The following is a 21,011-nucleotide window of genomic DNA, read 5'->3' on the forward strand; positions in this document are numbered from 1 at the left end:
GACTTCTCCCCCCCCTACATTTACCTGGATTTCTCTCTGGCATTAGAGGCGGGTAGCCTTATACTCTCTGTCGGGATACCTATCATTCTCATAATAAATATGGCATTACTTGTCTTAGATGGACCAGGATATATTTTATAGTCAAACTTAATTTTATCGTCTATATAATGTTCGCGAAAATGATGGTTCGAAAAAGGCTGTTCTTTATCTTTTTCTAGCGAACATAATTCCAAATCATGAGTAGAAATCATTCCTAAGCTATTATGCTGATTCAACTGCTTTAATACGATAAGAGCACCATCTATCCTATCTTTAGAATTTGTCCCACTGAATATTTCATCTATTAAAAAGAATGTTTTATTTATGCTGATAGAATTTAACATTGCTTTTATTCGCAACAGCTCAGAGTAAAAAGTTGAAATATTTTTACTGACATTATCCTTTGTTCTCATTGATGTAATTATATCAAACCGACCACAGGATAAACTTTCAGCACAGACAGGAGCACCAGCATAAGCCAGTAATAGGTTTGTTGCAATAGTACGCAAAAACGTGCTTTTCCCCGACATGTTTGAACCAGAAATAATAGCAATGCGATTTGTATCATTCAAAATGAAATCATTGCCAATGTTATTCTTGTTGGAAATTAAAGGATGCATAATATTGTGAGCATTAACTGCCATAGAGTCGTTTACATTTGGCATATTCCAAGAAGGATTCTCAAATGACAATATTGCCAGAGAAGAGAGTGCTTCAATTTCACTGGTGACATCAAACCATTTTGGAATAAATTGGCCATATGAAATCTTCCATTTTGTAGCAGATATGGCACAATTAACATCCCATAATGAGAAGATATTAACCAGGAAATGTACCATTTGGTTGTATCGTAGATCTGACCTTTGTAAAATATTATTTAATGACATCAGAGCTAATGATGAGCTTATAGAGTTGTTATTTAAAAGTCTGGATTGCAGATTATTAATGAGGTCTGATTCAAATTGTTCCGATTCAATCAGTTTAAAAAGCTTTGAGTAGGCTTGCAATGAGATAATTTTATTATCTAAAATAGTAAAAAGGTTAATGGATTTTTTATAGAAAGAAAGAAAGATTATGGTTTGAATAGAGTACAAAGCAAGAGGTAAAACAACGGTTTGATAGATTAAAGCATCTATAATAAGAGTGGTAAATGATATGTAAGGTAATGTTTTTATTATAAGTTCTAACTTGTAAGGAATGATGCGCGGAGTACTATTTTTAAACCAATCAATAATTTTAGTCGGGTTGTTGTCTTTAATTTTCAGCGCAGAAGCTTCAAAGTTTTGCCTGAAGTCTATCTTTTTTGACAGCTCAGTTACAGCCTGTTGTGTGTTATTTATATCTGATGAACCGTTACGTAGTTTTGAGGCAAGTCTTTGTCGACCATGATAAGTATGAGAGGTGTTAATAAATTGAAAAATTGAAGACTGCCCAAATACGTCAAGATCAAAAGAATTGCGATGTCCTTCATCAATGAACTCATTTCCAATGTCGTGAAATGTACACCACTTATCATCAATACGATCAATGCCTTTTTTATTAATAGATATGAGACGTTGTAATTGTTCAATTCGTTGAAACAACTTAGTATGCTTTGTAACTAAGAAAATAAAAACAGACAAGCCAATCAATAATGAAGGATATATAAGAACGTCATTGTCTGATTTAGTAAAGAAGATAATGAGGAGCACAGTAACAATCACGATTAAAAGTCGAAAGTAACTTATCATCGAGGCAGTCGATTCTTTTTCTTTAAGCTCCTTAGATAAGTATTGTACCCGTTCAATATATTCTTTTCTAACATTCTTGTTCATAGTTTATCTCATTTTCTAGAGGCCTGTTAACGTCTAATCGTTGTTACATGAATGATGCTGATAACATAAGTATGTCTATGTGACGTTACGAATATTATCATAGTGGCAGGCAATGACCGATAATTACCTAGCCCATTAGTTAATGATCCGCGCAAATATTGTGGACTACGTCCGATAAATATGTACGCGGATAACCGTCTATTCACAGGTGTTTGATTACAATCAGCGATATATCTGAGCCTTAATAGAGGATGATTGTCGATTATTCAAACGCTGAAATATTTTTAAGAAGAAAGGATACTTTTCAAAGTATAGATATGCTTTTACAATCATTATTTCCAATATTCCTCCTCCTGATTGATAGGGGTTTTGTTTTATTTGTGCATAATGTTCCTTATATAGCAGCTCCCAAGGGCTATCTCCCATGGAAAACCATAACAATTGATTAGTTTGGCTCGGCACAAATATTGATGTTAATTCTTCAGCGATATCATCAATCTCTTTTTCAAAAGTGACATTTGATACATCATTACCATTACTTGTTTTATAAGGAAGATTGATCATATTGAAATTGCTTTCGGAATCATCTATATATTCAACATTATAAAGCTTAGGCCTCTTATGTACATCTGATCCATAGTTTAAGTTGAAAATATTAAATGTCACAAAAAAAGGCATATTTTTGAGGTGTTTTTTAACTTTTTTAAAGAAATCTAAAGTTAATATTCTATCTTCTTTTGTTTCAAGGGGGAAACCAAATAATAAACAAAAATGCAAACCTATACCAATTTTATTGCATTCTGTTAGAAGGTTCTCAATTTGCATGATATATTGTTCTGGAGATTTACATTTCTTCATCTTTTTCAATAAAGCTGGAGAAGCGCTTTCCATGCCTATCCACATTTCACGACAACCAGCTTTGAACATTTTTTGAAGAAGCTCACTAGAAAAACCAGAATCAATACGAGTTCGGATAGACCATGTGAACTTGTTATTGTTGCTTAAAATAATATCACAAAACTCTGAGATGTATTCAGGTTTAATTGCTTCGTCAAGTAGGAAAAAATGTTGTGTGTTGTACTCTGTACCATATCTTACTAATCTGTCATAAAAAAACTGAGAATCGAGTTTTGTAGATTTATTTTTGAAATGATTAATATTACAAAACGCACATTTACTCCAGAAACATCGATTACTAATTTTATCAACAAATACCATGTGGGGAGTGTAATACTCCGTTAGATTCATATCGTGATAATCAGGGAATAATTGACTTTCATTAATAACTTCAATTATATTACTCGAAACAGATGTAACATTATCATGTCTTACAGCTAGTGAGTCATATTCTTCAGCTGATTGTACTGTGCTAGGAATATTCTGATAAAATCGAATAATTTCCGTATCATGACGAGATAAAAATATACTATCGAATTCAAAGAATAGTTGTGGATTTTTATCCATTCTATGAGCGACCCTGGCAAAACTCATTTCGTCGAAACCATGGCCAGTGAAATTCAAATGGATATGAGGGAAATGTTCTTTTATTAGCTTGTTTATTGTTAAAACAGGCAAAATTTCCCAAGGGAATGTTATGTCAATGCCAATAACATCAGGTTGTTGTTCTTCTAAAACGGGTATGATTTTTGAGTGAAAAAGCTTAATAAAAGGGTTTCTCTCATGATCGATGCTGAGCTTATATATTGCATCCATATCATTAACATTAAATCCAATATCTGGCCAGAAAATCACTTTATTTGAAATGAAGCAACCATAATGATAGAAGATTAACTGCTGTGCTTGAAAAATAACATCTACAGCCCATGAAAGCTTTTTATGGTTATAAAAATCGTTCTTTGATTTGAAAACTTGTAATGCTGTTTCTATATGTGTAATAACATTATCTTTTAATAATTCATATGTATCATGGGTTACGCTTAATGGGAATGGTACATCGGTATCCTGAATTACCCATTCTCGATATTCGCATGAAGATAGAAATTCAGGTTCTAAAATTGCCTGCCACAATGTGAGATTCATATCCCAGCTTTTAACATTAAGACCATTATCTTTTAGTATGGCGCTTACCTTAGCTGTTGCGACTGATGGAAAGCTGGGGAAAAAGCCGAATGAGTTTAGTAATAGTATTTTATTCACAATTTGATGCCCGATTTATTTTTGGTAAACGAAGGAACATATATAATCAGTTTTATCTCTCTTTTTATCTATAAGAGAGAAACCATTCTCCGTAATAAATGGTGTATAATCATATATTGGATGTAATGGATGTTTTGCTAAAATCCCATGTAATCTTGTAATAATAGGGCGAAATATGATTTGTTCTATTTTTGTAGATAACTTTGTTCCAGTAACTTCGTCAGCAATACAAAGTAAGCCACCTTCTTTTACCATACTCAGAAGATGAAGCAAAACTATTTTATAGTCATTTTCATTAAACGTATTTAAGAAAAAATTCACAAAGACAATATCAAACTTTTCATTCGGTTCGTACTTTAATATATCTTCACACACAAAGGTTATATTGTTTAATAGTTCTCTGTTTGAGAAGTTTTTTTTTGCTTCTTCAATCATCCTAGGGGAAATATCAACAGATGTGACATTATTGTTTTTGCTTGCTATCTTCTCAGAAAAACAGATAGATCCGCACCCAGTATTTAATATTTTAATTTCAGGAGAAATAAGTTTAAGAAAATATTCTTGACTCCGACTATTCCCTCCCATTGAAATTACTTTTGTAACAGTACTATATATTCCCGCCATCCCACAATACTGTGCTGACTTAACTTTTAACATGATTTAAGCCTTCTCATTGTCAATTCTACTTGAATATGTGTTTAGTGGAACTATTCTACTTTCTGAAATTACATCTTCTAGTGTTGAAATAATATCATCTCGATATACATTAGTTATAGGCATTGGTGGCGCTGTAAAAAGTACCTTATGGAAAAGAGAAATAAATTTTTGTATAACAGAGTTGCATGAGTATGCACCTAATATTAAATTTTCAAAGATCGCCCCTGAATATGCCTTAGCTAAATAACTTGTTTGACCAAGCTTTATTTTTTTAAAATTATTTTCTTCTGCATATAGAATAAGTTTGTTTATACAACTAAAGTATAGGTCACCTTCTTTAAGATAAGAATAGTCTAAACCTAGATATATTGGTATTATTGTGTCATCTTGTGTGATTATGAGTTCAAAACAAACAATTTCATTATTTACATTAGTGCAGATTAAAGCGAAGCAGTTATCCTTTAGTAATTTTGAGGTTTTCGAGAAAAACGTTGAATTTAAAGATTCAAACTGATAGTCACTATTATTAAGGATTTGGAGATATAACTTTTCAAAGACTTCGCTGTGAGCGCTGAAATCATTAATAAATTCCCACTTGAATCCTTTGATTTTTTTTGAATTATTTACTTGTCTATTTATTCTCTGTCGATACCTTTTCTTGAACGAAGAAGTCCACTTTCCTAGCCTTTCTTCAAGTAGTACATAACTGTTCGGGAGCGAATGTCCAATGATAATGTTATTTTCTCTAAAACAATCGAGCAGGAGAGTATCATGGGCAGGAACTTCTTTAAACAGTATTAGTGGTGTTTTAATTTGCCGAGCATATTTTTTGATCTCACTAAAAACCTCATAAAAACGTTCTTTATAAAGTTTGGTTTCATGATCTTTTATTCCGATTAAATGATCACATATCGCAATAGGTGTGCCTATAAATAGGATTTTAATTCTTAAGAAATTTGGATATATCTGTCTTATCTTTTGAGACATTCTTTTTATCGGTTTGTTTGTCAATAAATCCAGATTAAAGCTATAGATAAAACAAGGAATTATTGCCTCGATTTCTGTATTTTGTTCAAAGTAAAAATATTTTATGTCAAAGTCTTCAATGTTTGATAGTTCAACAGCCTTGATTAAGTTATATGACTTTAGGATGTTATTTCCTAAAATAGAGATCCAATCCTTAGTACTGAACGTCTCAATTGTATCGGTTTTATGCCAGGTACCTTGCATATTAGTCACCATTAATTATTATCAGTATTCTAGCTTTTGTTAATATTCAATAATTATCCGAGCTTCAAAGAGTTTTGTCTAAGCTGTAATGACCTATCAACTGACATTAAGGCTTCTACAGCAGTATCTAATTGTTCAAGAGACTGTTGCGCTGTTACGGTCATTCGTATTCTAGATTCTTTTATTCTGACCGCTGGATATAGTACCGAATTGGCATATATATTTTGTTCTTCGAGCAGTCTAACAGCCTCTTTAACTTTACGTTGATCACCGATAATAATTGGAAAGATTGCTGTTTCTGATAGGCCAATATTAAAACCATGCGATAAAAGTTTTTCGCGGAAATATGAAATATTACGCCATAGTTTATTTATTAATTCTGGTTCATTTTGAACGACATTTATAGCAGCGATTGTTGAGGCCGTTGCCTGAGGTGTCATGGCTGTTGAAAACATATAGGCTCTAGAATAGAATCGGAGAAGTTCGATTAATTCTTTTTTACCAGCAACAAATCCACCAACGACACCAAGTCCTTTACTAAAAGTTCCCGCAACTATATCCACCTTTCCTTCAAGAGAAAAGTACTCAGGCGTACCTTTACCTGTTTGCCCAATAACTCCTGTAGCATGTGCTTCATCAACCATAACATAAGCATTATATTTTTTTGCAATTGAAACAATTTGATCTAATTTTGCAATGTCTCCATCCATAGAATAGACACCATCAACCACAACTAACTTTGTTCGGTATTTAGAGCTATATCGTTTTAATATTGTTTCTAATGAATCACAATTATTATGCAGGAATGATTTTGTTGTCGTTTTTGTACAACCATCCATAATGCTTGCATGAACAAGTGAGTCAAGAATTGCTATGTCGCCTTCACCAAGCATGCTCAGTAGTGTACTGCAGTTTGAACCAAAGCCCGAGGTGTAAATTATCGCATCTTCACAGCCTTTAAATTTGGCAATTTTCTTTTCTAATTCTAAGTGTATATCTAGTGTTCCTCCTAATAATGGAACGCTACCAGCTCCGGCCCCATATTTTTGTATAGCATCTATTCCTGCAGAAATAACCTTTGGATGTTTTGTTAAATTCAGATAGTCGTTTGACGCCAGATTGATCATTTCTGTTGGGTGTATATCACCATCTTTTCTAATCTGAATTAATGGCCCAGATCCTGAGGTGGATTCTCTTCGGTAATGATAATGTCCGTGGTCTCTTAAGTCTTTAATCCATTCAAGATTGAATAAATCTGCACGTTGATATAAATCATGGTCAACTATGTTATAATAATCAGCCAGAGATTTGTTATAGGAACCAAGTTCCATGTGCTTCAAATCTTCACTTAAAGATTCCATTTTTTAACTCCTTTTGGATAAGGTATAAAGAGGATTGTTATAGTTGCTAAAATAAATTGTTAATAAATCATTGTATATGGCTAGTATAATAATCAGCCTTCTATAATAACGGACGGTTATTTGTTGACACTTTGATTTTAATGAGGGTTTTATACCATCTTAATAGACAAACTAATATAATAATCTTCTGATTGCTAAATGCTATGCGACGCTGTTCTAATTACGTAATGATATCAATGAAAAAACAAGTTCAAATTAATATGGGCTGGGATATCCTGTTTTCTCAATTAAAGTTAGCTGTTGGGATGGGCTTGGAATATAAAATACTGTATCGGTATTCTGTTTGGTAGAGGTAATGATTTTTCTGCAGTAATGGAATAAGAGTAATAGATGAAATTTGAGAAGTCAGTCAGCTGAAAGAATAATTCTCTTCTCATATTTACATTAAAAAAACAGCAATAATACGCATAAATAATACCAAAGTTCAATCAGGTACTAAGATACCAAACTTCAAATATGCGTAAAGAGAGGGTAATATCTTAAAGCAATTGCAGCCGATATTATTTGGGAATGTCAAGCTTGACCATTTGGTTTATTTGGCGAACCGACAGCTTGATCGCCTTCACGGCCGCTATTTACTGCAACGTAAACAAAGCGAAGCGTTAGAGCTACAGGTGCTTGATACCTGGCAGGGGGATACCGTGCGAGATACCAAGACGCTCTCTGGTGGTGAAAGTTTTCTGGTCAGTCTTGCCTTAGCGCTGGCATTGTCTGATTTGGTCAGCCACAAGACCAGCATCGACTCTCTGTTTCTCGATGAAGGTTTTGGTACCTTAGACAGCGAAACCTTAGACACCGCCCTTGATGCCCTTGATAGCTTAAATGCTTCAGGAAAAATGATTGGTGTGATCAGCCACATTGAAGCAATGAAAGAGCGGATCCCGGTACAAATTCAGGTTAAAAAAATGAATGGGCTGGGGGTTAGCCGATTGGAAGAGCAGTATTGTGTCAGGTAACTACTGTAAGTGCCTGTTTAAAATGCCACACTAAATCTTTCTGCTATCAAACGAGAAGAAAGTTACGTTGTGTACAACTGGCTGCAATACTTTGATGAACAGACTATTCGCCAGGAATTTACAAAAGCAGGACTTAACGTTGTTGAGTTGTATGATGTAGCTGGCACTCCTTTTACTGGGAATGCTAATGAGCTAGCGATCGTTGCAAGTAAATAGCGTATATAACAATTAAGTGATAACACATCCTGAAGAACAAAGCTTGACCTAATCTGGCAGGGGCTCGCTCTAACGAACTTCTGCTCCATTGTCTGTTAGAGCTTCTGCTCATTCACGTTCTATTAGTATCGATTTTTCATATCTGAAGTAATGTGGTGATAGGTGATAGGTGAGGGGGGAGCTCCTAAGGGGCATAGATGTTTAATTTAACTCTATCCATTGGACTTTGAGTACTCACAAAACGAGATCCCACTACGTGCGTGTAAATTTCAGTCGTTGTCATCTGTATGACCTAGAAAATCTTGAACAGTCCTAATCTCGGGTTCTGCTTGATGCAATCGTGTAGCAAGGGAATGTGTAAAAGTATGGGCTATTATGCACATGTTCTGAGAACGTAGTGAGTTGATTGACATCGTTGGAAGACACGTCAATAAAATCAGCAAAAGTGGCACTTACAATGAAAAAAATCGGAACACATTCATTGTATTCCAATTATTTTCATTGTGAGAAGCGGTCAACCGAGCCTTAAGTGAGCAGCATTGCCCGGTTGGGGGAGCTTTCCTTAAAAGAAACTAAGCAACTTTGCGCGTTTTATTTTCAGATTGGTTGATAAACTCGGAGTGAAGAGCACATATCGCCGCTTTGTAATATTTGTCTTCCACAACAAACTGTACGTTAACATTACGCATGGAAGAGTGGGCAGCTATTGGTGAAATCTGCTTGTCTGTTAAGGCGAGTATGCCTTTGCTTAAAGCAGTATTGGTATTGATAGAGGCTCCAATAATTGAAATTAGCGCGACCATGCAGCCTGTAATCGTCGAATTTGGGTAGCGTTTTTCTGCTTTATAAAGCAATTTGTTTAAGATTTCCGTGCCACCACTTAAATAGTAGGTAATAGAGTTGGCGTTCATCTCTTTACCAATTAATTTCACTCTGGCATCTGAGATGATTTCCATCAGCTCATAGCTTACATTATCTACCTTGCCAACCATGGCCTGGTCAAAAATGTGTAGGGCAAAGACTTTACTTTTACCTGCAATGATTTCCACTCTTTCAGCGTCAGGTAGGTAATTTTGTGAAATCAGGGTGCCCTGATGTTCGGGTTCAAAGGTGTTTTTGATACGTAATTCAATGTTATTTTGGCGTAGCCCAGACGCTGCATTGGGGTGGATCGCCTCCATTCCCAAATTGGCCAGTTGATCGGCAACATCAAAGTTGGTATGTCCCATAGGAAAGACGTTTTCTGGGCCGACGACGCGCGGGTCGGCACTGCTTAGGTGGTACTCCTTATGGATGATGGCCTGAGTAGCGTGAGTTAAACAAGCAATACGACTAAAGGTAATTTCGCTGTAGCCGCGATCATAGGTTTTCATCAATCCTTCATCACAATAGGCATAACCCGTGACTATGGGCAGCTCTTTAGTGACATCAATATTGGCAAATGCGCGTTTGATGACGTCATCCAGGCTGCCATAGCTTTTGTCATCCCAACCGGACAAATCAACAAACTTGGCGTTAATACCAAGGGTTTTTAATTTCAGGGCAGTGTTATAGGCACTGTGTGCCTCACCGAGCGACGATAGAAATTCTCTGATTTGCGGCAAGTAATGACGCAAAGAGAATTGGCCGTACTGACAAGTTTCTATAATATTAGTGATACAGTTTACTGCATCAGTGATCCTTGACTTGATAAATTTATCTGCACGTCTGCGATTAAGGGGATCGGCAAACATATTTTCGTTGACGAGTAGCATGCGCATTTCTAAATCGGCGACAGCTTTTCGCCATGTTTCATCACGCTTGGCAATATACTGGTAAATGCCGGGTTTTCCAGAACGTTTGCATTCTAGCAGCGCATCGGTGATACCGCCGTAAGCAGAGACCACAAAAACGCGATTATAGGGAGATTTGGGGCGTAGCATTATGTTATCTAAGATAGCATCGAATGCTGACATTGATGTACCGCCGATTTTTTCTACGGTATAACTCATGAGGGAATCCTTTACTCATTTAATTACATCTGGGAAAAGGGGGCATTGACTGCCCCTTGGGAAGAGGATTATTCCACTAACGGGTATACTCCATTTTCGTTATGGACCTCTGCACCAGTAATCGGCGGGTTAAATACACAGGCCATTACCATCTCTTTGTCTTTATAGGCTCGTAAGTAATGTTCATCATTATTATCTAAGATATACAATGTCCCTGGCTTAATTGGGTAGGTTTTATCGCCGATCACTTCGATCTCACCTTCGCCGGAGATACAGTAAACTGACTCTAAGTGGTTCTGGTAATGAATATGTGTTTCGGTGTTGTCATAGATGGTGGTTATATGGAATGAAAACCCCATCTTGTCGTCTTTTAATAGCATACGGATACTTTCCCAGTTGTCCGACACTACACGACGTTCGCTGTTTTTACACTCTTCCAGAGTTCTTACAATCATGCCTAAGGTCCTTAAGAAGCTTTCTTGAGCAGTTTAGTGGCGACGATATCTGCTGCCTGCTCGAAAATATGCAATCCTTGCTCAAGCTCGGTCTCACTAATAGTGAGTGGACAGAAGAACTTAACGATTTCGTCATCTGGGCCTGCGGTTTCAATTACCATACCTTTGTCGAAACATGCTCTGGCGATGGCTGATGAAATTGAGCCGCTCTTGCACTCGATACCTTGCATCATGCCTCGGCCTTTGCCGCGGATAAATAATGACGGATAACGGCGCAGGGCGCGTTGAATCGCGGTGTTGACTTGGTTTGCGCGCTGGTCGATATGCTGTTCAAATTCACCGTTTGCCCAGTAAGTTGTAATGGCTTTCGTTGCGGTAACAAAGGCATGGTTATTACCACGGAAAGTACCGTTATGTTCACCTGGTTGCCATATGTCGAGTTCAGGCTTAAGTAGAACCAATGCCATTGGTAATCCATATCCACTGATTGATTTGGACAAAGTAACGATGTCTGGTTTGATACCTGAAGGTTCAAAGCTAAAAAAGGTGCCGGTGCGGCCACAGCCGGCTTGAATATCGTCGACAATCAGTAGGATTTTGTGCTGCTGACAAATGGTGCTCAGTCGTTTCAGCCATTCAGTGGAGGCAGCATTCAGTCCACCTTCACCTTGTACCGTTTCAAGTAATACTGCTGCGGGCTTGTCTAAACCACTTGAGTTATCGTTCAGCATTGTTTCGAACAAAGCCAGACCATCAACGCCAGCGTAGCCTTCGTACGGAAGACGTGAAGTGCCTGTCAGAGGCATGCCAGCACCGCCGCGGTGGTGCTGGTTTCCTGTTGCAGACAGTGCACCGGTGGTACAACCGTGAAAGCCGTTGGTGAAAGTGACGATATTAATGCGGCCAGTTACTTTTCGTGCGAGCTTCATTGCCGCTTCTACGGCATTTGTGCCAGTAGGACCGGTGAACTGCACTTTGTAATCAAGATTTCGGGGGGAGAATATGTGATTACGAAGTGCGGTTAAAAATTCCGCTTTGGCTTTTGAGTGCATATCCAGGCCGTGGGTAATACCATCACAATCGATGTAATCAAGTAGTGCTTGTTTTAGTACTGCATTGTTATGGCCATAGTTCAACGAACCAGCGCCAGCAAGAAAGTCGAGGTAACGTTTACCATTTTGGGTGTATAGCCAACACCCTTTTGCAGATGAAAAAACAACAGGGAAGTTATTCGCATATGATTGCACATTTGATTCTTGCTTTTTGAAGATATCCATATTGGGACCATGTTTTCAATGAATTAATGAGTTTTGGTAAGAGGGATGCGATACAGGTATTCGGTATCGTGCTTGCCTTTAAAGTGTTTGTACTCGTCCAGAAAAGTTGTCACTGCACCATGGTTATTATTTTCCTCGTCTAGTTTCCTGAATAGGTTCCAAGAGCCTTGATTGTCTTTTGTGATTGTTGTTTCAACAGCCTTAATGTGTTCCAGGTTATCGCGCATTAAAAGCTCTTTTAGCATATGAAATGCAAGCCCTTTCCCTCTGTGCTTGGGGGCTACGGCAACTTGCCAAATAAACAGTTCACTATTATTTTCCGGCTTGAGGTAGCTAGATATAAAACCTGCTATTTCATCATTGCATTCTGCAATGATGCAGGTTTGTTTGAAGTGAGTAGATTGCAGAAAGTTACAGTAAGACGAGTTCACATCCAGAGGAGAGCATGAAGCGATAAGCTTATGCACTTGGTCACCATCGCCAATGTTTGGTGTTCTAAATACCCACTTGTTTTCATCCTTGGCCAATATTGTCGGGCATACAATCCAAGGTGCTGTCGTAATCATCCTGTACCCATAATCCTTAGTGGTCTAAACAATCGGGGCGTAATCATTACACCCCTCAATGAATATATCAAGTGTATGTATGGATAATATTCCACTTGCTTATCTTATCTTGTTGATTAGTATGGAAGGTTTGTGTTTGCGAATGTGTCACTTAATGTTTTGTGTTCTAATTATTTGGTGAGTTGGTTCCTTAAGCTGTTGAGCAATTGCCAGTTGATCTCAATTGACAAAAGCTTTCGTGATTAACCTTGCTCGCTGCAATGATGCTAGCTTGAATGAGGGGGAAACCTTGCTGAAGGCAGCGTCGCCTTCAGGTAAAATGCAATCAAATTTTTCACAAGGTCGCTTGTATCGTGAATCATGGATGGCATATAAGCATTGTCTCTCCCCACGGAAGAACATCTTTGTATTATCCTCGTGTTGGCAGAGCGGTTTGGCGAGGGCCAATACCTGAAAATAGGATGGGGGATATCGAATTCTATCAGTCCAGAGATGTCATTCTGATTGTCAGGTTACATCTCAGTTTTTTAAGCAATCGGTCAGGTCGTCAGTACAAATTAAGACCTATAGCTTGAAAATCCCAGCTGATCAGCTGGGATTTTTAATCAGTAAGTTGTTACTTCACAGGGGGGGGGAGGTTGGACACGGAACAGCAATCAGCTTGGTGTGATATTCTGGTTCAAACGGAAAAAATTGTCAGGATCGTACTTGGCCTTCACTTTCGCAAGTCGATTGTAATTCGCACCGTATGCGCCCTGAACTCGGTCTTCATCTTCACTTATGAAGTTAACGTACACGCCGCCGGTCGCAAAGGGCTTGGTTGCTTCGCAGAATTCACGCGCCCAGGTAATACAGGTGTCGTCTTGGTCCTCAGCCTCCCAACGCGCATGTACGTTCATAATGAATGTCACGTCGCGGTGCGGATAAGCGTTGGTGTCAGGGGCAACACGGTTGGTTGCTCCTCCCATTTGTGCAACGAAGATCTCCGACTGTGAGCTAGGCAGCTTGTCACCATAGTCAACTAACTTATCGATCAATCCATCGCTCAGCTCGGTGAAGTTGTGTGACTTCCAGTAATTACGAGCCCCGGGTGTCAATAGCGGGTCGAAAGCTTGCTGAAATCCAACAAAGGGATGTGGTCCAAAACCATCAGCGATGGGCTGGCCAAGTTGACGTAGCGGAGCCAATGCTTTTTCTCCCGCCGCCATCGCGCCTGTGTAGAGAGCAACCAGGATCAAGACCCGAGTGCCGTGAACCTCTGGAGAAAGAAATGGTAACGGAGGAGCATTGCGTATTACTGCCCATACAGTTAACTCTTCGGGGCAGTTGGCACAGAACTCTCGGTATGCATGCAGAACTGACTTGGCTTGTTCAAAAGGAAAAATGATCGGCCCGGCCATCACTTCGGGACCAACAGGATGCAGTTTGAACTCGAATGATGTAACAACACCAAAGTTCCCGCCCCCTCCGCATGAGGCCCAAAACAGATCAGCGTGGTTTTTTGCATCGCACCTCAGGCGCTCACCTGCAGCGGTAATCACTTCGATAGCGATAAGGTTATCGATCGCCAGGCCGTGTGTTCGACTCAGCCAACCGAAGCCGCCACCGAGGGTCAGCCCTGCAATGCCGGTAGTTGAATTGATCCCGACGGGTACTGCTAATCCATAGGCTTGGGTTTCATGATCAACATCGCCGAGTGTAGCCCCTGGTCCGACAATAGCGACGCGTGCAATTGGGTCAACCTGGACGGAGCGCATTGTGCTCAGGTCAATCAATAATGCGCCGTCGCAGAGTGACTTGCCTGCGATATTATGGCCAGCGCCACGGATCGATGTGAGTAATTGATATTGCCGAGCAAACTGTATTGCATGTATCACATCGGCCGTACCGGAGCAGCGGACGATGAGTGCCGGGCGTCGGTCGATCATCGCGTTCCATATCTGGCGAATGTCATCATAATCGGAGTCGTCAGGCAGCACGATTTGTCCGCGCACCCGGCCACGTAGGTCAGCTATTATATCGTCGCTAAGGATCTTGATTTCACCGTTAAGCAAGCGAGCCTGTAATTCAGCCATAATCACTTCTCCATTGTTCTTAGTGTATGCGCCAAATCTCTAGCGTCGAGGTATAAAGGGACACTTCGTTGTGCATAACTTGCACAAGTGAGAAATACAGGCGCCCCGAGAGTGTAGATGACACGCTGAAGAAAGAGCAAATAGGGGAGGTGGAGAGCTATTCTTGGAGGTAATGCAATATGATGGGTTAATTCGAGTTGTTGAGAATATATTCGTTGAAAATTAATAACAAAAAAAAGGGTATCCAACGATACCCCTTTTATCAACATTACAAACTTAAAAGCGAATTAGACACGCTCAACGTTTGCAGCTTGAGGACCTTTCTGACCTTGTTCAACGTCGAAAGATACTTTCTGGCCTTCAGCCAGAGATTTGAAGCCGTCACCAGCGATAGCACGGAAGTGAACGAATACGTCAGCGCCGCCGTTGTCTTGAGTGATAAAGCCAAAACCTTTCTCGTCGTTAAACCACTTAACAATACCAGTTGTTTTAGACATGACATGTCTCCTGAAATTTGTATATAAAATCACGCACTACGCGTACTTAAGCCAAAATAATGTATTACTTATGGACAAAAGAAGAATGAAGCTTCAGGACAACGACACTTATAAAAAGTGGTGTAACGAAGTTTTCGTTTTCAATTTCAATTTGCTGCATAAATAGGACTGCATTACAGGGCGAAACTATTAAGCCACAGCGCTATTTTGAGGGCAAGGCATTAGACTGAAAATCAAATAACCATAATAAAGAATTGTGATGAAAGTAGCATAGTGGCCTGAGTAAAGTATAGGAATTAGAAGAGGTTAACGGAAATATGACATAAAAAGAAAGGGTTGGGTCACTATTGTCAGGTGAAATAAAAAAAGGGCTGACTAGCCCTTTTTTATCAAATCTATCATAAGATTACGTCTTTTCTACATTAGCAGCTTGTAAGCCTTTAGGACCTTGCTCCGTTTCATATGTAACTTTGTCGCCTTCAGCCAGTGTTTTAAAGCCGTCACCAGTGATAGCACGAAAATGAACGAATACATCAGCACCGCCGTTATCCTGAGTGATGAAACCGAAACCTTTTTCTTCATTAAACCACTTAACGGTACCTGTTGCTTTAGACATGTTGTCTCCTGGATTCTCTACATCAATACGTTATAGCCAATAACAATTTAACTTATGGTGACAATTGAAACTTGAACATCTTCAGGACAACTTTCTTAGATTAAGAATTGTTACACGAAGCTTCGGTATTCAGATTGCTGCATTTTGGTCAAACAACTACTGGTCTATCAAAAGAGTAGGCATTGATATGCCATTTGCAAATATTGGAGTAAATTATTTGTGATGACATTCACGCAGATAGGTGTAACGCTGTACGGTGGTAACAAAAAACATGCTTATTGGCTATGATGCTTACGTGCTGAACGGCATTGAACGAAATCAATGAGCCATAGATAAATGGAGAGGATTCACTCTGTGACTTGAGGTTGTGCATGACTTTCTGTTATAACGAAGCGATTAAGATTTTATAGATTCATAAAAGGACAAAATATGAGCAATATCTTGGAGTTGGTAAGACAGACACGTCGTAAGAATAAACTAAAGCGTGAAATTTTAGATAACGAACGTAAGATCCGTGACAACCGTAAACGTGTTGAGCTGCTTGAAAACCTTCTAGATTACATTCGACCTGAAATGACTCAGGAAGCGATTCTCGAAATCGTAGAAAATATGAAGGGTGATTACGAAGATCGTGTAGATGATCACATCATCATCAGCGCTGAGTTGTCTAAAGAGCGTCGTGAAGTTAGCAAAAATGTAAAAGATCTGAAGAAAGCTGAGATCGCTGCTAAGTAGTCATGAGCCCTCATTACGGTATTCAATTCTTAGATTATGTTTGAATTGATAACTGCAGAAACAAAGCCCGATAGCGTTCGGGCTTTTTTTTTCCTTTTTTACGGGCAGGAACTATAAATAAACCTAACTATTGTTACTATTTAGCGAAATGTGTTCATATTGCGGAGGTAGTCTTTTGTTGAAATTCTGGGCCTGTTTTGTTTTGTTATTACCTTCACTGACACTGGCGGATCAAAGAGAGGAGCTTACTGAACAACCGCTTTCTGAAAAGCATGAAATAAAAAAAAGTGGTTTCATTTCTGTTGAAGAATTGCGCCAGCAGAGAGCAGAAGAACAAGACTGGGGGATTGCGGCCGTGATCCGGCATGCGGAAATTCCTTATGCTGTAGATTCTGACCTTGAAGATAATACCGTAACTACCTTTGTTCCGATGATGTTTTACAGAGGAGAGCGGTTTTTCATTAATGGGACCGAAGGCGGTTTAAACGTTTATCGCCAGGATAACTGGGAAGTCAATGCATTATTGCGCATGCATTTTATTGATATTCCCTCTTCATATCAAAATCAGATCGGTGGCGACAGCGGGGATGGTGGCCTTCAGCTAAAGTTTCAGCTTGATGATAGCTTGTATAGCGAGCTGGACTTCATGTTCGACCCTGATATGAGGTTCCACTCTGTTGCGACCGTCGGGGGGCGATACAAGAATGGCAACTGGCTAGTTCATCCTAAAGCATCATTGATTTGGAAAGAGTCGGATTACAACAGCTACTACTATGGCCTGAACCGAGAGACGATTGATAGCGGAATATCCCTAAGGCTTGGGGCTAATACTCGATACCATGTAGCTTCGAATCTCTACTTGCTTGGTGGTGCGTATGCCACACGCTTTGATAGCAATGTTCGTCATTCATCAACTATTGATACTGACTGGCAAGGCGAGCTCTATGCCGGATTTGGATTTTTCCGCGATGACAGCAAACCGAAGAAGTCATCGTTAAGACAAAAATCGTACTGGCGACTGGCACATGGTTGGGCGACGCCGTCAAATATTGGCGAAATTTTCTCTGGCAATCGAGTTAAAGATGAATTTGATAACAAGCTTACATCCGTTTTTTATGGTCATCCGTTAACCGATGAACTGTTCGGTTTGCCGTTAGATATTTATTTAACCCCTGGCTTTGTATGGCATTGGAGTTCTGAGGTTCAGAGTTCTTCTCCGGAATATGTCGTTGCGATTAAAGCGTATTATACGTTTAACTGGCCTGTGGAGTGGCGATTTGGAGTTGCAGAAGGTTTATCGTACATCAATCATATTAGTTATATTGAACAAATTGAGATGGATCGAAAAGAATACGAGCCAAGTAATTTGCTGAATTATCTGGATTTTTCATTTGATGTCAACGTAGGTGACTTGTTAAATCAAAAATCAATGGATGGGGTATGGCTTGGTTACAGCTTGCATCATCGTTCTGCTATTTTTGAGAGTGCATCTCAGTTTGGCCGTATCAAAGGTGGCAGTAACTATAATACGGTTTATCTGCAGTTTGATTTTTAACGGCTCAATTTATTATGCGCTTAACAGACTATTTTAGAGACTAGTACCTAAACACAGTGAAGATGATTGATTAAAACAGTCGAAGTTCGTCATCCCAGAAACCGCCAAACACTGAACTTGCAGGCTTTCTCAAAACTTACCTGGCGGTTATCAGGGATCCATCATGCACGGAAGGTTCAGTGGACTGTGGATCCCCGATAATCGCTACTGTAAATCCAATCGATAATGAAAAGATCAGCATTAAGCGCTTCAATGGATGACAAAGAGCAAGGATGACGATTGTTTGGCTTCATCGATAAAGAACTAATCAGCTCAATCAATCATAATTAATGAGTCAAGGTACTAGCAGGAATAACAATTCGTGTTTGGATGATTAAGCGGTGAGTTGCTCAATGGCTGATTTAGCTTCAGAAATACCTTTAGCCGCCATTTCATCTCCCATACCCAGGGCTTCACTATAGATCACGTCTACATCAGTCATACCGACGAAACCTAGAATAGTCTTCAGGTATGGCACCATCAGATCGGTTGGACTGTTTTTGTGCATGCCGCCACGCGTGGTAACAACAATCACTTTTTTACCTTCAATTAAGCCTACAGGGCCATTTTCAGTGTATGTGAAGGTTACTCCTGCACGTGCGATGATATCAAACCAGTTTTTTAGCTGAGTCGGAACAGAGAAGTTGTACATAGGCGCTGCAATCACAACGGTATCGCTATTTTTTAGCTCTTCAATCAATTGATCAGAAAGTGTGACTGCTTCTTGTTGACGTTGGTTAAGGTTATCGCCACCACGGAGCGCACCGGCAATTTCGCCATCTAATACCGGGATTGGATTTGCAGCTAAATCACGTTCAACAACAGAGCTGATTTTATCGCCCCATGAAGCAATTAAGTGGTCAATTAGGCTATTTGATTGAGAGTAGTCACCTAGAATGCTTGATTTTAGTACCAGTACATTAGACATAATGTGTTCCTTAATCGGTATTGGGGGGCATTTGCTGTGGGAGTAACTATAAGAAGCTTGGTGCTATGAAGATAGCGGAAAAAACTGTGTGACTTGTTCGATAAAATCGAATGAAGGTTTGATGTGATTAATTTTGTAAAAAATCAGCCGGTTGTGGAATTTAATTTGTGAATGTATGGCTGGGGCAGGGTAAAAAAATAGCCCGAAACGACTCCTGTTTCGGGCTTAGGGGAATGGCTCGTGAGAGCCTTGCGCTAACTGGTTAGTAAATGGAGATCAATTACACTATCAATGTTAGTTCACACAGCATAATTTGCCAGTATTACTAATAAGAAGTATTAATACTTAGATATCAAATAAATTGGTATCTCTTACCAGCTCGCGCGGCAGGCCATTTTTGATTCGATTGCTGACCCATTTCCCGATACCAATAGGATAATCGCGATAAGTTACAATGATTTCCCCTTTGCCAGGAGTATGTTCCGGGCGAATATCTCGTCCCATAAACCACTCTTTAGCTTGTTCTGCTGTTAGGGCAATAGAGATCTTTTCATTCCCCTTTGCTAACGCCATGATGGCCTCGTGTTGCCAGCGGTAGCCTTTTTTGTGCTGCTCAGCCAATTTGATGCCCATGCGCTGGAATCTGATCTCTGTGAGCAGTGGACGAAGCTGAGAAGGGAACAACCATACTTCTTTATCACGCAGCCATATTTCACTATCAGATGGCAAAGTGATATCCAGAGTTGCCTCAAGCTCTTTAGCGATGACCTGTGTATCTTGGTTTGATGCCGGATTAAACGGGAATTTACCTAAGCGTTTTTTTACTTTTGGTGATTCGACTGAAGCATGCTTTCGGATCCGTGCGACAAAGAAGCCTTCACTGTCGAAAACCTGCGGATAAACATGCAAGAAGCCTTCAGCTGTACATGCCTGATCTGCACCGTCAAACAGATCGTTTAATGGTTCAAATTCAACGGCGTCACCAAAACTGTCTTTCAAAAAATGACAAATGTTTTGGTTTTCGCTTAAGTTAAGGGTGCACGTTGAATAGACCATAACGCCACCTGGTTTTAATGCCTGGAATGCGCTTTCAATAAGTTTGCGTTGAATCGCAGCGATCTCTTCAACAGAACCCAGACTCCAGTTAGCCATTGCGTTATCATCTTTACGAATTGCCCCCTCACCGGAACAAGGTGCATCTAACAAGATGGAATCAAAAGACTCTGGTGCCCAGCCACCAAACACACAACCGTCAAAGTGGGTCAGGGCGACATTGTAAACACCGCAACGCTGAAGGTTTGAATGCAACACTTTAATGCGGCTGGCGGCTAATTCATTGGCGACCAGCGCCCCGCGGTTTTGCATGGCACAGGCCATTTGAGTGGTTTTAGATCCTGGCGCAGAAGCCATGTCCAACACGCAGTCGAGTGCATTATTGTCTTTTAATAAGGCGGTAACCGGCATCATTGAACTGGCTTCCTGGATATAAAACAACCCCGCCATATGTTCCGCTGTATTGCCAAGAGATACGGATTCCTCGTCTTCACGCTTAATCCAAAAACCAGTTTCACACCATGGCACAGGCGTTAACGTCCAGTTTTTGTCAGCCACACGTTCGAGAAAATCTGCCACACTGATTTTCAACGTATTGACACGAATACTACGACGCAAAGGGGTCTTACAAGACGCAATAAAGTCATCCATGCTCAGATGTTCAGGCATGATTTTGCGAATTTGTTCAATAAACGCGTCAGGAATATAGATATTAGGGTGCAAGGGAGTATCTC

General features: G+C 39.6%; 17 protein-coding genes and 1 pseudogene. 4 read left to right on the top strand and 14 right to left on the bottom strand.

Annotated features, from left to right (window positions below; genetic code table 11):
- Positions 1 to 20 precede the first annotated feature (20 nt).
- The 5 genes from L4D76_RS12325 to L4D76_RS12345 all read right to left on the bottom strand — a co-directional run bounded on the left by L4D76_RS12325 (position 21) and on the right by L4D76_RS12345 (position 7,258).
- Positions 21 to 1,853 carry a MutS-related protein gene (locus tag L4D76_RS12325; protein ID WP_428441192.1) on the bottom strand — a complete coding sequence of 611 codons (1,833 nt, stop codon included), beginning with the start codon at positions 1,851 to 1,853 and terminating at the stop codon, positions 21 to 23.
- Between the two features lie 222 nt (positions 1,854 to 2,075).
- The gene (locus L4D76_RS12330; protein WP_428441193.1) at positions 2,076 to 4,010 is read right to left on the bottom strand and encodes a B12-binding domain-containing radical SAM protein; all 1,935 of its coding nucleotides are present in this window, start codon (positions 4,008 to 4,010) and stop codon (positions 2,076 to 2,078) included.
- A gap of 15 nt (positions 4,011 to 4,025) precedes the next feature.
- Positions 4,026 to 4,667: a class I SAM-dependent methyltransferase gene (locus tag L4D76_RS12335; RefSeq protein ID WP_428441194.1), complete on the bottom strand. Its 642-nt coding sequence runs from the start codon at positions 4,665 to 4,667 to the stop codon at positions 4,026 to 4,028.
- 3 nt (positions 4,668 to 4,670) lie between these two features.
- The gene (locus L4D76_RS12340; protein ID WP_428441195.1) at positions 4,671 to 5,897 is read right to left on the bottom strand and encodes a hypothetical protein; all 1,227 of its coding nucleotides are present in this window, start codon (positions 5,895 to 5,897) and stop codon (positions 4,671 to 4,673) included.
- 53 nt (positions 5,898 to 5,950) lie between these two features.
- On the bottom strand, positions 5,951 to 7,258 hold the full coding sequence (locus tag L4D76_RS12345; protein WP_428441196.1) for an aminotransferase class I/II-fold pyridoxal phosphate-dependent enzyme: 1,308 nt from the start codon (positions 7,256 to 7,258) through the stop codon (positions 5,951 to 5,953).
- A gap of 578 nt (positions 7,259 to 7,836) precedes the next feature.
- Between L4D76_RS12345 and L4D76_RS12350 the strand changes: the two are divergent.
- Positions 7,837 to 8,274: pseudogene (locus tag L4D76_RS12350) on the top strand (SbcC/MukB-like Walker B domain-containing protein); the annotation flags it as partial.
- Positions 8,275 to 8,343: 69 nt separating this feature from the next.
- The gene (locus L4D76_RS12355; RefSeq protein WP_428441197.1) at positions 8,344 to 8,490 is read left to right on the top strand and encodes a hypothetical protein; all 147 of its coding nucleotides are present in this window, start codon (positions 8,344 to 8,346) and stop codon (positions 8,488 to 8,490) included.
- 572 nt (positions 8,491 to 9,062) lie between these two features.
- Here the strand turns inward: L4D76_RS12355 and L4D76_RS12360 are convergent.
- The 7 genes from L4D76_RS12360 to cspE (L4D76_RS12390) all read right to left on the bottom strand — a co-directional run bounded on the left by L4D76_RS12360 (position 9,063) and on the right by cspE (L4D76_RS12390) (position 15,967).
- Complete coding sequence (locus tag L4D76_RS12360) at positions 9,063 to 10,481, bottom strand: aspartate kinase (protein ID WP_428441198.1); 1,419 nt, start codon at positions 10,479 to 10,481, stop codon at positions 9,063 to 9,065.
- Between the two features lie 68 nt (positions 10,482 to 10,549).
- Entirely contained in the window at positions 10,550 to 10,936 is a 387-nt protein-coding gene (locus L4D76_RS12365; RefSeq protein WP_428441199.1) for an ectoine synthase, read from the bottom strand.
- Positions 10,937 to 10,947: 11 nt separating this feature from the next.
- Entirely contained in the window at positions 10,948 to 12,213 is a 1,266-nt protein-coding gene (gene ectB, locus L4D76_RS12370; RefSeq protein ID WP_428441200.1) for a diaminobutyrate--2-oxoglutarate transaminase, read from the bottom strand.
- Positions 12,214 to 12,236: 23 nt separating this feature from the next.
- A complete protein-coding gene (gene ectA, locus L4D76_RS12375) occupies positions 12,237 to 12,779 on the bottom strand; it encodes a diaminobutyrate acetyltransferase (RefSeq protein WP_428441201.1) in 543 nt (180 codons plus the stop codon).
- Positions 12,780 to 13,435: 656 nt separating this feature from the next.
- Entirely contained in the window at positions 13,436 to 14,854 is a 1,419-nt protein-coding gene (locus L4D76_RS12380; protein ID WP_428441202.1) for an FAD-binding oxidoreductase, read from the bottom strand.
- Positions 14,855 to 15,141: 287 nt separating this feature from the next.
- Entirely contained in the window at positions 15,142 to 15,351 is a 210-nt protein-coding gene (gene cspE, locus L4D76_RS12385) for a transcription antiterminator/RNA stability regulator CspE (protein ID WP_428441203.1), read from the bottom strand.
- Between the two features lie 406 nt (positions 15,352 to 15,757).
- The gene (gene cspE / locus L4D76_RS12390) at positions 15,758 to 15,967 is read right to left on the bottom strand and encodes a transcription antiterminator/RNA stability regulator CspE (RefSeq protein WP_428441204.1); all 210 of its coding nucleotides are present in this window, start codon (positions 15,965 to 15,967) and stop codon (positions 15,758 to 15,760) included.
- Positions 15,968 to 16,396: 429 nt separating this feature from the next.
- On the opposite strand from cspE (L4D76_RS12390), the gene L4D76_RS12395 reads away from it, so the two are divergent.
- Entirely contained in the window at positions 16,397 to 16,702 is a 306-nt protein-coding gene (locus L4D76_RS12395; RefSeq protein ID WP_428441205.1) for a DUF496 family protein, read from the top strand.
- Positions 16,703 to 16,925: 223 nt separating this feature from the next.
- Positions 16,926 to 18,257, top strand: coding sequence for a MipA/OmpV family protein (locus L4D76_RS12400; RefSeq protein ID WP_428441269.1), 1,332 nt, complete (start codon positions 16,926 to 16,928; stop codon positions 18,255 to 18,257).
- Between the two features lie 373 nt (positions 18,258 to 18,630).
- Here the strand turns inward: L4D76_RS12400 and L4D76_RS12405 are convergent, their stop codons facing one another.
- Together L4D76_RS12405 and rsmF are read right to left on the bottom strand one after the other, a co-directional pair.
- Entirely contained in the window at positions 18,631 to 19,224 is a 594-nt protein-coding gene (locus L4D76_RS12405) for an FMN-dependent NADH-azoreductase (protein ID WP_428441206.1), read from the bottom strand.
- Positions 19,225 to 19,569: 345 nt separating this feature from the next.
- On the bottom strand, positions 19,570 to 21,000 hold the full coding sequence (rsmF, locus tag L4D76_RS12410) for a 16S rRNA (cytosine(1407)-C(5))-methyltransferase RsmF (RefSeq protein ID WP_428441207.1): 1,431 nt from the start codon (positions 20,998 to 21,000) through the stop codon (positions 19,570 to 19,572).
- Between the last annotated feature and the right edge of the window lie 11 nt (positions 21,001 to 21,011).

Source organism: Photobacterium sagamiensis (assembly GCF_050337085.1).
GTDB classification, from domain to species: Bacteria; Pseudomonadota; Gammaproteobacteria; order Enterobacterales; family Vibrionaceae; genus Photobacterium; species Photobacterium sagamiensis.